Annotated in this window: 16 protein-coding genes and 1 tRNA gene; 5 read left to right on the top strand and 12 right to left on the bottom strand. The window is 68.7% G+C overall.

Annotated elements, in window-relative coordinates:
- Position 1: 1 nt before the first annotated feature.
- The 5 genes from B378_RS0110815 to B378_RS0110795 all read right to left on the bottom strand — a co-directional run bounded on the left by B378_RS0110815 (position 2) and on the right by B378_RS0110795 (position 4,348).
- The gene (locus tag B378_RS0110815) at positions 2-256 is read right to left on the bottom strand and encodes a 50S ribosomal protein L23 (RefSeq protein WP_004597450.1); all 255 of its coding nucleotides are present in this window, start codon (positions 254-256) and stop codon (positions 2-4) included.
- Positions 253-999 carry a 50S ribosomal protein L4 gene (rpl4p, locus tag B378_RS0110810; protein ID WP_017343808.1) on the bottom strand — a complete coding sequence of 249 codons (747 nt, stop codon included), beginning with the start codon at positions 997-999 and terminating at the stop codon, positions 253-255. The genes B378_RS0110815 and rpl4p overlap by 4 nt, the downstream gene beginning before the upstream one ends.
- Before the next feature lie 3 nt (positions 1,000-1,002).
- Positions 1,003-2,019, bottom strand: coding sequence for a 50S ribosomal protein L3 (locus B378_RS0110805; RefSeq protein ID WP_026046260.1), 1,017 nt, complete (start codon positions 2,017-2,019; stop codon positions 1,003-1,005).
- A gap of 4 nt (positions 2,020-2,023) precedes the next feature.
- Positions 2,024-2,890 carry a putative RNA uridine N3 methyltransferase gene (locus B378_RS0110800; protein WP_026046259.1) on the bottom strand — a complete coding sequence of 289 codons (867 nt, stop codon included), beginning with the start codon at positions 2,888-2,890 and terminating at the stop codon, positions 2,024-2,026.
- Positions 2,891-3,064: 174 nt separating this feature from the next.
- Entirely contained in the window at positions 3,065-4,348 is a 1,284-nt protein-coding gene (locus B378_RS0110795; RefSeq protein ID WP_017343805.1) for a PQQ-dependent sugar dehydrogenase, read from the bottom strand.
- Between the two features lie 107 nt (positions 4,349-4,455).
- Here B378_RS0110795 and B378_RS0110790 point away from each other — a divergent pair.
- Both B378_RS0110790 and B378_RS0110785 read left to right on the top strand, forming a co-directional pair.
- Positions 4,456-4,526: transfer RNA gene (locus B378_RS0110790), tRNA-Gly, on the top strand.
- A 520-nt stretch (positions 4,527-5,046) separates the two neighbouring features.
- Positions 5,047-5,889: an aldo/keto reductase gene (locus B378_RS0110785; protein WP_017343804.1), complete on the top strand. Its 843-nt coding sequence runs from the start codon at positions 5,047-5,049 to the stop codon at positions 5,887-5,889.
- A gap of 36 nt (positions 5,890-5,925) precedes the next feature.
- Here the strand turns inward: B378_RS0110785 and gfo6 are convergent, their stop codons facing one another.
- Both gfo6 and B378_RS0110775 read right to left on the bottom strand, forming a co-directional pair.
- The gene (gene gfo6, locus B378_RS0110780; protein WP_017343803.1) at positions 5,926-7,020 is read right to left on the bottom strand and encodes a D-xylose 1-dehydrogenase Gfo6; all 1,095 of its coding nucleotides are present in this window, start codon (positions 7,018-7,020) and stop codon (positions 5,926-5,928) included.
- Positions 7,021-7,108: 88 nt separating this feature from the next.
- Entirely contained in the window at positions 7,109-7,642 is a 534-nt protein-coding gene (locus B378_RS0110775) for a redoxin domain-containing protein (protein WP_017343802.1), read from the bottom strand.
- Positions 7,643-7,803: 161 nt separating this feature from the next.
- Here B378_RS0110775 and B378_RS0110770 point away from each other — a divergent pair, with 161 nt between their 5' ends.
- The gene (locus tag B378_RS0110770) at positions 7,804-8,352 is read left to right on the top strand and encodes a DedA family protein (protein ID WP_017343801.1); all 549 of its coding nucleotides are present in this window, start codon (positions 7,804-7,806) and stop codon (positions 8,350-8,352) included.
- 7 nt (positions 8,353-8,359) lie between these two features.
- Here the strand turns inward: B378_RS0110770 and B378_RS0110765 are convergent, their stop codons facing one another.
- Complete coding sequence (locus B378_RS0110765; RefSeq protein ID WP_017343800.1) at positions 8,360-10,186, bottom strand: acyl-CoA carboxylase subunit beta; 1,827 nt, start codon at positions 10,184-10,186, stop codon at positions 8,360-8,362.
- An 80-nt stretch (positions 10,187-10,266) separates the two neighbouring features.
- Between B378_RS0110765 and B378_RS16815 the strand changes: the two genes are divergently transcribed.
- Positions 10,267-10,695, top strand: a complete 429-nt coding sequence (locus B378_RS16815; RefSeq protein WP_155118212.1) for a hypothetical protein — start codon at positions 10,267-10,269, stop codon at positions 10,693-10,695.
- Positions 10,696-10,970: 275 nt separating this feature from the next.
- Here B378_RS16815 and B378_RS0110760 read toward each other — a convergent pair whose 3' ends face one another.
- Together B378_RS0110760 and B378_RS0110755 are read right to left on the bottom strand one after the other, a co-directional pair.
- On the bottom strand, positions 10,971-11,891 hold the full coding sequence (locus tag B378_RS0110760; RefSeq protein WP_017343799.1) for a class 1 fructose-bisphosphatase: 921 nt from the start codon (positions 11,889-11,891) through the stop codon (positions 10,971-10,973).
- Entirely contained in the window at positions 11,891-12,694 is an 804-nt protein-coding gene (locus B378_RS0110755; protein ID WP_017343798.1) for a class I fructose-bisphosphate aldolase, read from the bottom strand. Before B378_RS0110755 ends, B378_RS0110760 begins: the two co-directional genes overlap by 1 nt.
- 213 nt (positions 12,695-12,907) lie before the next feature.
- Here B378_RS0110755 and B378_RS0110750 point away from each other — a divergent pair, with 213 nt between their 5' ends.
- The gene (locus tag B378_RS0110750) at positions 12,908-13,765 is read left to right on the top strand and encodes a 3-hydroxyacyl-CoA dehydrogenase family protein (protein WP_017343797.1); all 858 of its coding nucleotides are present in this window, start codon (positions 12,908-12,910) and stop codon (positions 13,763-13,765) included.
- 22 nt (positions 13,766-13,787) lie between these two features.
- Here the strand turns inward: B378_RS0110750 and B378_RS0110745 are convergent, their stop codons facing one another.
- The gene (locus tag B378_RS0110745; protein ID WP_017343796.1) at positions 13,788-14,474 is read right to left on the bottom strand and encodes a hypothetical protein; all 687 of its coding nucleotides are present in this window, start codon (positions 14,472-14,474) and stop codon (positions 13,788-13,790) included.
- A 78-nt stretch (positions 14,475-14,552) separates the two neighbouring features.
- The gene (locus B378_RS0110740; protein WP_017343795.1) at positions 14,553-14,831 is read right to left on the bottom strand and encodes a hypothetical protein; all 279 of its coding nucleotides are present in this window, start codon (positions 14,829-14,831) and stop codon (positions 14,553-14,555) included.
- Positions 14,832-15,327: the final 496 nt, after the last annotated feature.

Raw genomic sequence — 15,327 nt, 5'->3', positions numbered from 1 at the left:
CTCAGAACACCCCGATGCGCGAGGCGATTTCGGTCGCGTCGTCGTCCGCGGACAGGGTGACGATCGCCTTCTTCTCGCCCTGCGGCGTCACCTGCGTGTTCACGTTGACGACGCCCACGTCGTAGCGCTCGGCGACCTCGGATTCGATCTCCGGTTTGGTCGCGTCCACGTCGACGAGGAACAGCAGCTTGTTGTTGAAGTCCATCTCGTTCATCGCCTGCTCGGTGACGATCGGATGCTCGATGATCGAGTTCATCGGTCCGCCACCTCCGCGACGGCGCTTTCGGTCCACAGCGTGAGGCGGCCCGGGTGCGCGCCGGGCGCGAGGTCCTCAGCGTTGACTTCTCGCGCGGTCGCGACGTCGACGCCCGCGAGGTTGCGGGCGGCGCGCGACGGCTCCTCGCTGGTAACCACGAGGACGGACTTGGGCTGGCGGTACTTCCGACCGCGGGCCTTCCCCTGTCCGGCGCGGACGGAGCGGCCCTCCTCGGCGCGCGCGATGTCGGCGTCGACGCCGACCGCTTCGAGCACGCCCAGGGCCTCCTGAGTCTTCTTCAGGTCCTCGAACTCGTCGCTCACGACGAGCGGGAGGTCGAGGTCCTCGTCGAACGCGTGGCCGCGCTCGGCGACGAGCTCGGCGTCGGTCGTGGCCGCGATGGCCGACCGGATCGCGAACTGTCGCTCCTTGTCGTTGAGGCTCTTCGTCTGGTCCTTCTCGGCCTTCGGCGGGTGCGCGGCGCGGCCCGACACGGCGTGCGGGACGCGACGGGCGACGTTCTCGGAACGTGGCACGTGCGCGAGCCCGCGGCCGGAGCCGAACGACTCGGCGGGCGTCCGCAGCCCGGCGAACTCGTCGGCCCCGTAGGCCTGCTTCCGGTTTGCCTGAGCGGCGCCGACCGCGCGACCGATGAGGTCCGGTCGGAACGCGGTGTCGAAGACGGCCGGCAGCTCGATGCTGCCCGCCTCGTCGCCGTCCAGGTCGTGTACTGTTGCGTTCATTGGTTATCCCTGGTTGGATTCGGTGGAAACGTACCGGACCTCGGGGTCGAGGCGCGGCTGGTCGTTCGGCCGGATGGCCGGGCGAAGTCGAAGCAGGCGCTGGTCCGGTCCGGGCAGCGAGCCCTTGATGAGCGCGTACTCGCCGTCGACCTCGCCGTAGTTGACGAAGCCGCCGTCGACGGAGGCGTCGTCGCCCTCGCCGAAGTCGATGAGGCGCTTGTTGAGCTCGGTGCGCTGGTGGTAGCCGGTCTGGCCCTGCTGGGGCACGGTGGAGCGGACGCGGGAGGGGTTCCACGGACCGAGGTTACCGATCCGGCGCCGCCATCCCTGGCGGGCGTGTTTGCCCTTCCGCTTTTGAACGCCCCAGCGCTTGACGGGACCCTGCGTCCCCTTCCCCTTCGTGATGCCGGAGACGTCGGTGTACTGGCCGGCGCGGAAGACGTCGCCGAACTCGTGGGCGCCGCCCTCGGCGACCAGGTCCAGCGCGAAGTCGGCGCGCTCCTCTAAGGAGCCGCCGCCGACGCGCGTCTCCATGACGTCGGGCTTCTTCTTGGGGACGTTCGAGAGGTCCGAGGGGGCCGTGTGCGTGATGACGCGCACGTCGTCGACGACGTCGTCGTCGAGCAGCGCGCGCAGCTCGTCGGCGTCCTCCTCGAATGTTTCCTCGGCCGGCAGGTCGAGCGCGCGGTCGAGCTCCTCGTGGAACTCGGTCGCCCAGACCTCTTCGACCGGCTTCTGTCCGTACGGCGTATCCTCGTAGGCTCGGACGGCGACGGCGTACATCTGCGGCGTCTCGACGACGGTGACGGGGACGGCCTCTTCCATCCCTTCACGCGGCGAGTTCGCCTCGTCGTTGACCATCATGACGTGGGTCATCCCGGCCTTGTAGCCGGCGAATCCCTGCAGCGCAGGGGCCCCATCGTCTTCTGGCCACGAACGGATGCGCGGCACCTCGCTGTCTGCGCGGGTGCGCGGGCCGTAGCCCAGCGAGCCTTTTCGTGGTCGGCTTGGTTGTGGCATGTGTTTACTCCGTGAGTGTGAGCGAGCCGAGGGTCGCGAACAGAGCCTCCTCCGTCCGGACGACCTCGCTCGCCTGTGCCGGGATCGTGTTCAGCCAGAGGTCGAACCCCGGATCGGGTTCGACCGAGCGGCCGTCGGCGACGGCCGCCCGAATGCGGTCGGGCGAAAGCCCGAGCATCTCCGGAAGCCCCCGCTCGGGCGCCCCGAAGGCGACGGTGTAACCGCCGGCCTCGCGGGCGTCCGAGACGAGGTCGCCGAGCCGCGAGACGGAGAGTGCTTCTCCGTGTCGCGACGTCGCGACGGCCACTCCGTCGCCGGCGAGCGCTTCCGACAGGTCCGCGGCCACGACCTGGAAGCCCTCCTCGGGCTTCCCGGCGATGCGGGCGCGGACCGGTTCTCTCGAAGAGACCCTGATGGTGACGCGCTCCCCCTGCTCGACCTCCATTCCGGAGGGAACGAGCAGGGAGATCGGGTGTTCCCGCAGCGGGGAATTGACCCGGACGCGGCCTTCAGGTCCGACCTCGGTCACGAGTCCCTGTGTTTTCGACTCTCCCCCGCTAGGGGTCGAGCCGGTCCGCCACGGCACGCGGAGCGGGGGGAGTACGCCGACGTACCGGAGCTCGTCGCGTTGCCCCCAGAGATCCTTCCGGAGCTCCGGCGGCGTCGCGGCGTACCCCAGCACGGTACGGACGTACTCCCCGCCCCGTCGACCGTCGCCTTCCGCGTCGGGGAAGACGACGAGCCGATCCGCCCGGAACACCGCCGCCGCACGGGCGACGTAGCCGAGTTTGCGAGTCGCCTCGCGGTCGTCCTCGGCTTCCCGGACGAGCGAAGACGGAACACATATCGTGAGTCCGTCTTCGGTACGCATCGTGGCGAGACTGTACACCTCGATTCCGGACGCCACCGTAAAAGGATAGCGGTCCCGATTTCGGGCTGTGGCGCGTTCACACGGGGTCTGGCGGCCGAATCGCCCCGCCGATCCGAGCGAACCGTTCTCACGGGTCGCGATCCGAAAGCCGTCCCCGCGAAGCGGGATCCGAGCTCACGCCGGAACGATCCGCGCCACGGGCGCGTCGCCCGCGTCGACCGCGACGTAGAGGTGACCGGTGGTCGGCTCGACCGCGACCGCGCGCATGCGCCACTCCCGGTCGTCGAGCAGCGGGTCGCGCTCGGTCACCGTCGCGTCGAGCCCGTCGCCGTCCACCGTGAACCGCCCGAGGTACCGCGCCGCGAGCGTGCCCGCAAACAGGTCGCCGCGCCACTCCGGGAACGCGTCGCCGTCGTAGAAGACTGCCCCGCTCGGCGGGAAGCCCCCGGAGCCGCAGGGCCAGTAGTGGACCGGCGCGACCACGCCGTCGCGCTCGTCGTGGCCCGGCGCGACGGGGTCGTCCGTCCCGTAGCGACACGCCTCGCTGGCGATCGGCCAGCCGTAGTTGCCGCCGCGCTCGACGACGTTGATCTCGTCGCCGTCGCGCTCGCCGTGTTCGCACTGCCAGATCCGACCCGTCTCCGGGCGCACGGCCATCGCCTGCGGATTGCGGTGGCCGTAGCTGTAGACCGCGTCGGCCGCGTCCGAGTCGTCGACGAACGGGTTGTCCGGGTGGGCGTCGCCGTCCGGGGTCAGGCGGAGGGTCGCGCCCAGCTCGTTCGACCGGTCCTGCGAGACGTGGTCCGGGCCGAAGTCGGTGTCGCGCCGGTCGCCGACCGTGACGAACAGCGCGCCGTCCGGCCCGAACGTCGCCCGCGACCCGAAGTGGAGGTCCGTGTCGCGGAACGGCTCGGCGACGAAGATCGGCTCGAAGCCGTCGAGCGCGGGCGCATCGCCGCCGTCGAGCGACAGCCGGCCGACGCCGACGTGGGTCGTCGCGCCGTCCGCACCGTCGCCGGCCGGGCTGTCCGCGGCGCTCGCGGAGTACGTCAGGTACACGCGCGGGTCGTCCGGGTAGTCGGGGTGGACCGCGACGTCGAGCAGCCCGCCCTGTCCCTCGGCGAACACTTCGGGTGCGCCCGCGACGTCCTCGACGCTCCCGTCCGCGGGGTCGACAAGCGAGAGTCGGCCGGCCCGTTCGGTGACCAGCAGGCGGCCGTCGTCGGGCAGGAACGCGAGCCCCCAGGGATTCTCGAACCCCTCGGCGACGGTCTCGACGTCGTACGCGACGTCGGCGCCGTCGTCGGGCGGGGGGTTCTCGTCGGATCCGTCGGGGTCACCCTCGTCTCCGCTACCGCCGAGGCAGCCGGAAAGCGCGGGAAGGGCGGTCAGTCCGGCGAGGCCGCCGGCCGCGCGGAGGGCGGTGCGTCTGTCGATGCGCTCGGGGAGATCGGTCATCGTTCGGGTACGGATCCGTGTGGGGACGCGGCACCGATGACCCTTCCGCCGACCGTCGTTCGGAACCCTTATATCTCCGACCCGGGCTACGATCGAATGCGAAGCACGCACCGGTAGTGTAGTGGTATCACGCAACCTTGCCATGGTTGCAACCCGAGTTCAAATCTCGGCCGGTGCATTTTGCGAACGAAGTGAGCAAAATCACCGAGAGAGATTTGAACGCTATCGGTGATTTATAAATGGACGGCAGATCGGCGGCGAACACTTCTAAGGCCCCAGCCGCTCGCTTATAAGTTGTTGATACTGACCCGGCGACAAACACCTCCAAAGCCCCAGCCGGGAGGACTCGCGCGACTCGCTGCGGTCCTCACTCGGTCGCTACCGCTCCCTCGTTCCGGTCCTTGCGTCGTCGTGCTTCGTCCTCCCGGCTGCCCCTTTGAGTCCCGCCCCGCACCGCGCCGCACAGCACCTCACACCTCCCCAGCCTCGTCGGCCTCCCTACGGTCGGCCGACTCCCTCGCGCGTGCTGGCTCGCGGCCTGTCGGCCGCTCGCAGGCACGCGCCACCGCCTGTCATTTATAAGCTGTCGAGCAACTCGGCTTGCGGCTTAAATGCCGCTACGCGGCTGCCGAGAACCGCGACCGTGGCGGGTTCCCCGACCGGTAGTTTCAATCGGTGATCCCCCGAACGCGTGTCGTGTGACCGTACCAACGAAGACGCTCCCGAGCGGCGCGGAGCTGCCGGCGCTCGGACTGGGCACGTACGACCTCAACGACGGCGAGACGGCCGACAGCGTGCGCGCGGCGCTCGACGCCGGCTACGCGCACATCGACACGGCGGAGGGGTATAAAAACGAACGAGCGATCGGCGACGCGCTCGCGGCGAGCGACGTCGACCGCGACGACGTGTTCCTCACCTCGAAGGTGCTCGCGAAGAACCTCAACTACGAGTCCGTGATCGACTCGTGCGAGGCGTCGCTCGACCGGCTCGGCACTGACTACCTCGACCTGTATCTGATCCACTGGCCGAATCCCGCCATCTCGCTGCGCGAGACGCTCCGCGCGATGGCGGAGCTTCGCGAGCGCGGGCTCGTCCGCGACGTCGGCGTCTCGAACTTCAGCGCGTACCAGCTTAGCTGCGCGCATCACATTTCGGACGTGCCGATCGCCGTCAACCAGATCGAGTTCCATCCGTGGCTCCAGCGTCCCGACCTCGTCGACTACTGCCGCGAGACCGACACCGTGGTCGAGGCCGCGGCGCCGCTCGCGCGGACGGACGTGTTCGGCGACGAGGTCGTCGCCGAGCTGGCGGAGAAGTACGACAAGCACCCGGCGCAGGTCGTGATCCGGTGGGCGGTCGACCGCGGCGTGGTCCCGCTCCCGCGCTCGTCGACCCCCGACCACGTCCGGGCCAACGCCGAAATGGACTGGGAGCTCGACGACGCCGACCGGCGCCGGCTCGACGAGCGCGACCGCGACGCGCCGGTGTACGACACCCCCGCGCGCGACTGGACGAGCGATGTGTACGGGATCGAGCAGTAGCGGGCTCGCGGCCGCGGGCGCGGCGCAGGCCGTGTCTCAGTCGCCGCCGAGGTCGACCGGCGCCCCGGTCTCGGCGGACTCGTAGACGCCGGCGAGCGCCTCCATGTCCGTCAGGGCGTGCTCGCCGTCGGCGTAGAACGGCTCGCCCGCGAGCAGCTGGTGGCCGAAGTACGCGAACTCCTCTTCGATCTGGTGGACCTGGTCGAACTCGACGTCGACCCGCGTGCCGTCGCGGACGGCGGCGAACCCGCGGTCCTCGCGCTCGTAGAACGCCGGGTCCAGGATTAGCCGCGCGTCCGTGCCGGTGACCTCCAGCCGGCTCGCGTGCTGTGCGTTCTGGCTCACCGTACAGAAGGCGTCGACGTCGCCGGGGAACTCCAGCCGGAACGAGGCGTGTTCGTCGACGTCGGCGAACGCCTCGTGCTCCGAGCGCGTCCGCCCGGAGACGCGGACCGGGTCCTCACCGAGCGCGAACCGCGTCGTGTTGAGCGGGTAGACGCCGAGGTCCATGACCGCGCAGCCGCCGGAGAGCTCGGGGTCGAGCCGCCACTGGTCCGTGTCGCCGCCGAGCTCGCCCAGCATCGTCTGCGACATCGTCGCGTGGACGTGGGTCACCTCGCCCGCGACGCCCGCGTCGAGAAGGTCGCGGAGCCGCCGGACGGCGGGATCCGTCTGCATCCGGTAGCCGACCATCAGCGGGACGTTGGCGTCGCGGCACGCGCTCACGAGCCGACGAGCGCGGTCCGGCGTCACCTCCAGCGGCTTCTCGCAGAGAACCGCCTTCCCCTGCGCCGCAGCGGCCTCGACGTACTCCAGGTGGGTCGCGTTCGGCGTGGCGATATAGACCGCGTCGTACTCGTCGGCGACGGCGCCCGACCGGAACTCCTCGGGGGTAACGCCGGTCAGATCGCGCCCGGCCGCGACCGACTCGACCGCGGCGGCGTCGACGTCGGTGACCACGGTCGCATCGGTGTACGCCGACCGCTCGATGCCGGGCAGCGCCCACTCGCGCGCGAACCAGCCGAGGCCGACGACCGCGACCCGGACGGGGTCGGCGACGGCGTCCGGTTCGAGGGTCTCCCAGTCCCGGCGCGTGAACTCGTCGAGGTACTCCGCGAAGGCGGCATCCATATCGGCCCCTCTGTCCGGGGGCGTCAAATAACCCCGCAGGTGCCCGCGGCCGGGCGGCGGCCCGAACGGACCGGCGGCCGCGACGAACTCACCGCTCCCAATCCGCGTCGTAGTCGACCCGCGGCCGCTCGACGTCGACGCCGACCTCGCGGAGCGCCTCGGTCGCGCGCTCGACGGGGGCCGACTCGGCGCGGTCGAGCGCGTCGTGAGTCGCCGCGGCGAACCGGACCGTCCAGTCGCCGTCGACGACGACGGTCGCGCGGCGCGGAATGTCCGAGTGCCCCTCCCACGACTCGGCGAGCAGGTCGTACGACTCCGCGACGCCGCCGTGGAAGTCGGCGACGACGGGGAAGGAGAGGTCAAACCGGTCGGCGTACGCGAACGCCGCGTACAGCGAGTCGCCCGTGAGCGCGGCGACGGCGAGGTCGTCGCGCTCGCTCCAGCCGGCGTCGCGGACCGCGGCGAGCTCAGCCGTACACGCGGGCACGAACGTCGCGGGCGCGAAACAGCAGACGACAGCGTCGTGCCCGCGAACGAGCCGGAACAGCTCCAGTTCGATCGCGGTCCCGCCGCTGACCGCGGGCGCGATGAAGTCCGGGGCCGTGTCGCCGACGCCGATCATGTGGTTCGGTGCGCGCGTACGAGGTAAATAGCCACTCCCGAGCCGAGACGGAGCGGAACGAGCCGAAAGTGTCGCCCCCGCGACGCACGGGAATCGGCGCGTTGACGGGTGCTACCGCCTCTCTCGGTGGGCGTTTTACGCGTCGCCGCCGAAGACGAGCCGTGTATGGACCCCACGTGGAGACGCTGCTCGCCCTCGTCGGTACCTACGGGGCCGTCGCGGTCTTCGCCGTCTTCGCCCTCGAAGGGGCCCTCGTAGGGAAGGTGTTGCCGGCGCGGACGCTGTTCGTCGCGGCGGTGGTCGCCGCGGGCGTCGAGGCGCTCGCGGTGCTCCCGGTGTTCGCCGCGGCGGTGACCGGCGCGACGGTCGGCCAGTCCCTCCTCTTCGTCGGCGTCCGCCGGTTCGACGCGGACCCGACGTCGCTCCCCATCGTCCCGGTTGGCGAGGCGCGGCTCGACGGCGCGGGCCGCTGGTTCGACCGGTGGGGGCTCCCCGCGGTGGCGGCCTCGAACGCGGTCCCGGGGACGCGCGGCTGGCTCGCCGTGCCGACCGCGAACGCCTCGACCGTCTCCGCGCCGCGGTTCGCCGCCGCGTCACTGGTCGGGTCCGCCGCCTACGCCGGCGCGCTGCTCGCGGTCGGGCTGGCCGTCGGCTTCGGGCTGGACGGCGCCGTCGGGGCGTACGGCAGCGAGCTGGTCGCGGCGCTGTAGCCGGGAACTAGAGGACCGTCCCGTGTTTCTTGTCGGGCAGATCCTTCTGAACGTCCTCGTAGAAGTCGAACCGCGCGGCCAGCTCCGCGCGGAGGTCGGATGGCGGGACGATCTCGTCGATGACGACCTCGCTGGCCATCCGGTGGACGTCGATCCCCTCGCGGTACTCCTCGCGCAGGCGCTCCTCCTCGGCCGCGCGCTCCTCCGGGTCGTCGATCTCGGCGAGCTTGCGGGCGTAGACCGCGTTGATCGCGGCCTCCGGGCCCATAATCCCGATCTCGCCCGAGGGGAGCCCGATGACGCTCTCGGGGTCGTAGGCGGGCCCGCCCATCGCGTAGATGCCCGCGCCGTACGCCTTCCGCACGACGACGGTCTGCTTCGGGACCGTCGCCGAGGAGGTGGCGTAGATCATCTTCTTCCCCTTCTCGAGGATGGCGTCCTTCTCCACCTGCGAGCCGGCCATGAAGCCGGGCGTGTCACAGAGGTACAACAGGGGGATCTCGTAGGCGTCGCAGGTCCAGATGAACTCCGCGGCCTTCTCCGCCGCATCCGGGAAAATGGCGCCGGAGCGCTCCGTTGGCTGGTTGGCGACGACGCCGACGGGCCGCCCGTCGATCCGGCAGAACGCCGTGACGATCTCCGGGCCGTACCCCTCCTTCAGCTCGAAGACGGACTCGGCGTCTGCGATCCGGTCGATGAGGTCGTGAACGTCGTACGGGCGGTTCGGCGCCTCCGGGATCAGCTCGTCGATCCCGTCGGGCGAGAACTTCGGCGGCTTCGTCTCGCGTTTCGGGGGCTTCTCGCCGGCCCGATCCGGGAGGTAGCCGATCAGGTCCGCGACCAGCTCGCGGGCGTGCTCCTCGTCGCGCGCGATCAGGTCGGCGGAGCCGGACTCCTCGGCGTGGACGCGCGGGCCGCCCAGTTCCTCTAAGTCGATCTCCTCGCCGGTGACCATCTCCACCATCCGGGGCGAGGCGATCGCCATCGCGGACATGTCCTCGACCATCACGGTGAAGTCGGCGAAGACGGGCGTGTAGGCGGCACCGGCGATACAGGGACCGTAGAGGACGCAGATCTGCGGCACGGCGCCCGACAGCATCGAGTGGTTGTAGTAGTACTTCCCGATCCCCTCGCGGTTGGCGAAGAAGCCGGTCTGCTGGTCGATCCGGCCGCCCGAGGAGTCCATCAGGTAGAGGACCGGGTTCCCCGTCTTCAGCGCGCGCTGTTGCATTCGGAGGAACTTCTCGACGCCCTTCGACGCCATCGACCCCGCCTTCACGGTGAAGTCGTTGGCCATGAAGTGGACGTCGCGCCCCTCGAACTCGGCGGCGCCGGTAAGGAGGCCGTCGCCCGGGAGGCGGTCGCCGTCGCCCGCATCGTCCTCCCCGTCCTCGTCCGCGTCATCGCCGCGTCCGGGCGCGTCGGGGTGCCAGTCGTCGAACGCGGCGAACTTCCCGTCCTCGAACTTCACGCCCGCGGGGTCGCCGTCGGCCGCGCTCGCGTCGCCCGCACCCCTCGTCCCGCCCTCGCCGCCGAACCAGAGGTCGAGGCGGTCGCGGACGAACAGCTTCCCCTGCTCGGAGAGCCGGTCGCGGTACTTCTCCGGGCCGCCCTCGCGGATGTCGGCGATCTCGGCGCGGAGGTCGCGCTCGCGCTCCGTGGGCCCGAGGTCGTCGTCGAGCGGGTAGCTCGGTTCGGACGGCTCGGCGCTCGCGAGCGGCGTCTCCTCGCCCTCGATGTGGACGTCGACGTCGACGCCGAGGTGTTCCGCGAGCGACTTCGCGATCGCCTCGGCCTCCTCGGGGGTCGCCGCCGCGCCGACGTGGACTTTCATGGACGCAAGATTTGCGGAGAGTCCTAAACAGTTTTCCATGTAATTTTATCAGACTACTGTTAGAGGAATTTGATAGGAATATGGATGATGAGATATTAATTGGGTATCAGTTAGAAAGATATCATCACATTCAGAACCAAGCAGCGAAGATACTAGGTCTCATATTAACTTCACTTAGCACACTCATCGCACTAATTGGCGCAGTTGTTTTGGAAGTTATTGAGATACCTACCTCGTTCTCAAACCTTTTATCAAATATTCTAGGAGAAGAACTAATAAACGTTACATTGGGCCTGAATTCACTTATGATGTTTTTTATATCATCAGCGATGTTTTTTCAAACATTTGTGCTATACGCTCTAATTGTATCTGACTCTGGTATATCACCAGATATTCGCAGTGCGAGTGAAATTAAACCGGGCGACAAATCCGTTCACGCCACTATAGTAAATAATAAAATAAGTATTAATAACTGGAAAGATTGTGGAAAAAGTCATCATTCCACATGACTGTTGCAATTGCTGCTCTGTTTTTCGGCTTCATTTTACTCACGTACGGAACTGTTCCTGAGCGATTAGCAGCGCTTGCCATACATTCAGCCATCGTTTTGATACCAATCATAATCTTAGTAGGATTGTATTTTACACGAAATGCGAGAGAATATCTGTTTGACCTTATATTATATCCGAAAGGCGCAGCTGTGTATATTGTCGTTATATTTTCATATGGTATTTCGTGGGTGATTAGTTTGACATCTATCTTTTCAATAATGTAGATGTGATTTTTAGTCCAGCGCCGCCTGTAGCCGTTCAACCAGCGCCTCGTTGCCGACGTACAGCGGGACGCGCTGGTGGACCGCCTCGGGCTCGACGTCAAGGATCGAGCCGGTCCCGTCCGAGGAGGCGCCGCCGGCGCGCTCGATGATATAGGCGATGGGGTTCGCCTCGAACTGGAGGCGGAGCTTCCCCTCGGGTGCGCTCCGGAGCGCGGGGTACGCGAACACCCCGCCGTAGGTGAGCACCTGGTTCACGTCGCCGACCATCGCGCCGCCGTAGCGGAGCTTCAGCTCGTCCTCGATCGAGCGGGCGTACGCCCGGAAGTCGGCGGGCCAGTCGGGGACGCGGCCGCCGAAGCCGTAGACGGTCGGGGTCTCCGGGAGCCGCAGGTCAGCCTCGACGACCGAGCGCTCGACCCCGCCGCCGTCGGGCGCGCGCTCGACGACCTCCTCGCGGACGCCGGCGTCGTCGGCGACAACCATCGTCGTGATCGGGCCGTAGAGGACGTACCCGGCGGCGACGAGGTCGCGGCCGCTCGCGGGCAGCGGCGCGTCGTAGATCCCGACGACGGTCCCCATCGCGTTGTTCGACCGGAGGTTCGAGGAGCCGTCGAGGGGGTCGATCGCCACCGCGTAGGCGTCGTCGGGTCCGCTCCCCACGGCGCCGCCGGCGTCGACCGCGTCCTCGCGCTCCTCGCTGACGAACGAGCCGACCCCGTCGACCGCCGTGATCGCCTCGCCGAGCAGTTCGTCGGCGTAGAGGTCGCCGGCCAGCACCGACTCGCCGGAGGCGTTCTCCGTCCCGCTCTCGACGCGGCGGCCGGGGAGCGCGGCGCGGATCTCGGGGGCGGTCGCCGCGACCGCGTCGAAGACGGCCGCGACGGTCGAGTCGGCGGGGCCGCCGTCGGCGCGGGGGTCGGAGTCGGTCATCAGTCGTCGCTCTCGGCGATGGCCAGCGCCTCGGCCGGGTCGACCTCCTGGAAGATCACGGCCTCCAGCGCGTCGAGGATGCGCTCGGGGTCGTCGCGCTGGAAGACGTTCCGGCCGACGGCGATCCCGGTCGCGCCGGCGTCGATGGCGTTCGAGACGTTCCGGAGGAACGCCTTGTCGTCGCGCATCGTTCCGCCGGACATGACGACGTCGGCGGGCCCGGCCATCTCGACGGCGTGGCCCATCGCCTCGGCGGAGCCGGGGTACTTCACCTTCACCACGTCGGCGCCGAGCTCCAAGCCGAGCCGCGCGCCGTACGAGATCACGTCCGGACTCCCGTCGTTACGGAGCCCCTGCCCGCGCGGGTACGACCACATGACGACCGCCATGTCGTGTTCGCGGGCGCCCTCCTGCGCCTCGCGGAACTCCTCGGCCATCTCGACCTCGTGGTTCGACCCGCCGTAGACGGTGAACCCGACCGCGTCGGCGCCCAGTTCGGCCGCGTACTCGGCCGTGCAGTTAACCGCGCTGTCGGGCTCTCCTCTCCAGAGGTTCGAGGTCCCGTTGAGCTTCAACAGGAGGTTTACTTCGTCCTCGTAGTCGGGGTAGTACGCCTCCGCGAGCCCCTTCTGAACGGCCAGCGAGGTGACCGCCTCGTGGGTGGCGAGCTCGAAGATCCGTTCCGGGTCCGCCGTGTCCGGGTTCGGTTCGAAGTCGACCGGGCCGTGTTCGAGCCCGTGGTCGTACGCGAGGATCAGGGATTTACCGTCGCGCTCGATGTCGTCGGCGGCGTGAGGAAGCATCAATTCGTAGTTCCGTTACACACGTAAAAAGGGCTATGGTGGTTTCACCGAACGTAAAGAATCGGAACGGCCGTTTACGTGGCGTCTCCGGGCGAGTGCCGGGCGATCAAGTAAATCAATTCATTACTACTCAAATTGTTAATTTCTTTGCGAGAAACGGCGTCGCCTCGGGCTTCCGCAATACTTACCACCTGCGGCGCGGCAGCGGTCCGCATGCGAGAACTCTCCGAGGTGGACATCGTCGGCGTCGTTGGCGCCGGGACGATGGGCAACGGCATCGCGCAGGTCGCGGCGACCGCGGGCTACGACGTGGTGATGCGAGACGTGGAGGCCGAGTACGTCGAGCGCGGCCTCGACAGCGTCGAGGACAGCCTCGACCGCTTGGCCGGGAAGGACGCGCTTGACGAGGAACCAGAGGTGATTCGCGACCGGATCACTGGGACGACCGACCTCGACGACCTCGCCGACGTCGATCTCGCGGTCGAGGCCGTGGTCGAGGACCTCAACGTGAAACGCGACGTGTTCGCCGACCTCGATCGCGTCACCGACGACGGCGTCGTCCTCGCGACGAACACCTCCACGCTGTCGATCACGAGCGTCGCGAGCGCGACCGACCGCGCGAGCGGCGTCGTCGGCCTCCACTTCATGAACCCCGTCCCGATCATGGACGGCGTCGAGGTCGTGGTGGGCGAGCGCACCGACTCCGCGGTCGTCGATTTCGCGCACGCCTTCGCCGAGGATCTCGGCAAGGAGACGTGGGAGGCCGACGACAAGCCCGGCTTCGTCACCAACCGCATCCTGATGCCGTGGATCAACGAGGGGATCCGGGCGTACGACGAGGGCGTCGCCGAGAAGGCCGACATCGACCGCGGGATGAAGCTCGGCACGAACGTCCCGATGGGCCCGCTCGAACTCGCCGACCACATCGGGCTCGACGTGGCGCTCGACGCCAGCGAGACGCTCCACGAGGAGCTCGGCGACCGCTACAAGCCCGCCTACCTCCTCAAGCGCAAGGTGGAGGCCGGCGACCTCGGCAAGAAGACGGGGAGGGGGTTCTACGAGTACGATTGAACAAGAGTCGACTCCGCGAGGGTCACGCCCCCTTCGCGTCCGCGTCGCCGTCACGGTCGTCGTCCGCCGTCCACCGGCGCGCGCCCGGCAGCAAGCCGACGAGCTTCGTCACGTAGCCGAACCTGAACAGGCCGAGCTGCGAGAGCGCCCCGAGGACGAACACCGCGAGGAACGCGGGCGCGGAGAGGTCGAAGAGGAGCGGCTGGACCGTGGTCTCCGCGGCGGCCGCCTCGAAGTCTGCGGGCGTCAGCGACCGCGACGCGAACGCCGCGCCGATGAGCGCGGTCGAGACCACGAGCGTCGTCCGCGTGAGGACGAACCCGAACAGCGCGCCGACAGCGACGCCCGCCAGCGTCGCGCCGACGAGCAGCGCCGTCCCCTCGATCCCCGCCGCGTCCGCCGCGTAGAAGGGGCCGACCGCGAACCGCCCGGCGAAGCCGCCGACGACCGCGCCGATCCCGAGGACCGCGAAGGAGAGACCGGCGTACGCGAGGAAGCCGCCGAGGAGGCCGCCGACCCCGACCACGCCGGCGGTGAGGACCGCGCCGTCGACCGCGATCAGGCCGACGACGTTCGGCGCGAACAGGTAGCCGGCGCCGGCGCCGACGAGCAGCCCCGTCAGCGTCACCGCGTAGACGGAGACCGCCGCGCCGACGAACGCGAGCGCCAGCCCCGCGAGGACCAAGCCGCCCGTGAGTGGGGAAAGCATGTGCGTATCGTGGCGCGCGCTGGTACTTAAATTGTCGCGACAGAAGCGACGGGAAGGGCGATCGGGGACTGCGACGGCTCAGCGCGCCCGGCTCGCCGCCTGCCGGTCGATGTACCGCGTGTAGCCGCCGATGGCCAGCCCGAAGCCGACGACGAGCAGGAGGAACCCGAGAAGACGGCTCGTCCCAACGGTCATCACCGTCAGGACGACGCCGAACAGCAGCGCGAACACGCCCGCGACGACGACACCGACGTCGAGCAGCGGAGAGGGCTGGATGGTCCGGCAGTGCGGGCAGATCCGCGCGTCCGCGGGGATCGGCTCGCGGCAGTCGACGCAGCGGAGGCGGTCGTTCGGCACGGGCGGCGGTTCGGTTGTGATCGGTATGGCTCTGTTGACTGCGTAGGGGCCGGTCGGAACGACTGCCGAATACGGGGCACGTATCTCTCACAGACCCGTCTCCTAGTTCGATCAGGCCGTATCGCTCAGTACAGCGGTAGCGGCGAGCGATAGCGGGAGAATGTATCACAGATCGGTAGCAACGATTCTGTATTTAAATAGTCGCCAGCGGCGCCGACCGTCGTTTATAAACAGCCGGTGCGGTGGCGCGCCTGCGAGCGGCCGGAGCGAAGCGGAGGCCGCGAGCCAGCCCGCGAGGGACGCCGCGAGCGAAGCGAGCGGCGAGGCTGGGGAGGCGTGAGGTGCGGTCTCTGTGCGGGGCGGGACTCAAAGGGGCAGTCGCCGGCGGCTTCGCCGCCGGCTGCCCGTGGCGCGTCGCGCCACGCTGCCGGGAGGACGAAGACGCGCGACGCAAGGACCGCAGGGAGGGAGCGATAGCGACCGACCGAGGACCGCA

The sequence above is a fragment of the Halorubrum sp. T3 genome (assembly GCF_000296615.1).
Taxonomy (GTDB): Archaea; Halobacteriota; Halobacteria; order Halobacteriales; family Haloferacaceae; genus Halorubrum; species Halorubrum ruber.
Note: the sequence above shows the minus strand (reverse complement) of the source record. Positions and strands in the feature narration are given on the sequence as shown.

Excerpts from the sequence above, each read along its gene's own strand:
- B378_RS0110815 (WP_004597450.1), bottom strand. The coding sequence starts at position 256 with ATGAACTCGATCATCGAGCATCCGATCGTCACCGAGCAGGCGATGAAC.
- rpl4p (WP_017343808.1), bottom strand. The coding sequence starts at position 999 with ATGAACGCAACAGTACACGACCTGGACGGCGACGAGGCGGGCAGCATC.
- B378_RS0110805 (WP_026046260.1), bottom strand. The coding sequence starts at position 2,019 with ATGCCACAACCAAGCCGACCACGAAAAGGCTCGCTGGGCTACGGCCCG.
- B378_RS0110800 (WP_026046259.1), bottom strand. The coding sequence starts at position 2,890 with ATGCGTACCGAAGACGGACTCACGATATGTGTTCCGTCTTCGCTCGTC.
- B378_RS0110795 (WP_017343805.1), bottom strand. The coding sequence starts at position 4,348 with ATGACCGATCTCCCCGAGCGCATCGACAGACGCACCGCCCTCCGCGCG.
- gfo6 (WP_017343803.1), bottom strand. The coding sequence starts at position 7,020 with ATGGATGCCGCCTTCGCGGAGTACCTCGACGAGTTCACGCGCCGGGAC.
- B378_RS0110775 (WP_017343802.1), bottom strand. The coding sequence starts at position 7,642 with ATGATCGGCGTCGGCGACACGGCCCCGGACTTCATCGCGCCCGCGGTC.
- B378_RS0110765 (WP_017343800.1), bottom strand. The coding sequence starts at position 10,186 with ATGAAAGTCCACGTCGGCGCGGCGGCGACCCCCGAGGAGGCCGAGGCG.
- B378_RS16815 (WP_155118212.1), top strand. The coding sequence starts at position 10,267 with ATGGATGATGAGATATTAATTGGGTATCAGTTAGAAAGATATCATCAC.
- B378_RS0110760 (WP_017343799.1), bottom strand. The coding sequence starts at position 11,891 with ATGACCGACTCCGACCCCCGCGCCGACGGCGGCCCCGCCGACTCGACC.
- B378_RS0110755 (WP_017343798.1), bottom strand. The coding sequence starts at position 12,694 with ATGCTTCCTCACGCCGCCGACGACATCGAGCGCGACGGTAAATCCCTG.
- B378_RS0110750 (WP_017343797.1), top strand. The coding sequence starts at position 12,908 with ATGCGAGAACTCTCCGAGGTGGACATCGTCGGCGTCGTTGGCGCCGGG.
- B378_RS0110745 (WP_017343796.1), bottom strand. The coding sequence starts at position 14,474 with ATGCTTTCCCCACTCACGGGCGGCTTGGTCCTCGCGGGGCTGGCGCTC.